Origin of the sequence: Vibrio sp. 10N.222.52.B7 (assembly GCF_041474275.1) — a bacterium.
GTDB classification, from domain to species: Bacteria; Pseudomonadota; Gammaproteobacteria; order Enterobacterales; family Vibrionaceae; genus Vibrio; species Vibrio crassostreae_C.
Window position 1 is genome coordinate 1 of sequence record NZ_JBFRTU010000695.1, and the last position, 389, is coordinate 389.

Genomic DNA, 389 nt, shown 5'->3' on the forward strand with positions numbered 1-389 from the left:
GTGCCGAACCTGTTGCTAAGTCCTCCGAAATACCGATTTTCGGCGCAAAATAGCGCAGAACATAACTGTCATCTGAGCTTTTGGCTGTCACCATCACTGCATGCAGATCTTTAATTTTTTTATACAATTCAAAGTCAGGCGAAAAATTCTTTACGGCTTCCTCTGATTCCAAAATCAGCACTAAATCTCTTGTAGAAAAAGCTTCGACAACAGATTGATTTAAAGCCGCCAAATCAATAGGAACATCGTGTAACTGCAAGTAAGGTTTACCCTTCCAGCTTGGCAGCTCTATTTGAGACAAGCCTTCCTTTCTAGAAATCATAACCTGTCCATAATCACTATTTAGGGTAACCTCATTGAACTTATACTTTTCGATCAAACTAGTACCT

The 389-nt window shown here is 39.6% G+C and carries 1 protein-coding gene; it reads right to left on the minus strand.

The genetic code is table 11. From position 1 onward, the window contains the following. A partial coding sequence (locus tag AB4512_RS24855) for a PhzF family phenazine biosynthesis protein (protein WP_372176133.1) occupies nucleotides 1–322 on the minus strand: 322 nt, incomplete at its 3' end. Nucleotides 323–389 lie beyond the last annotated feature (67 nt).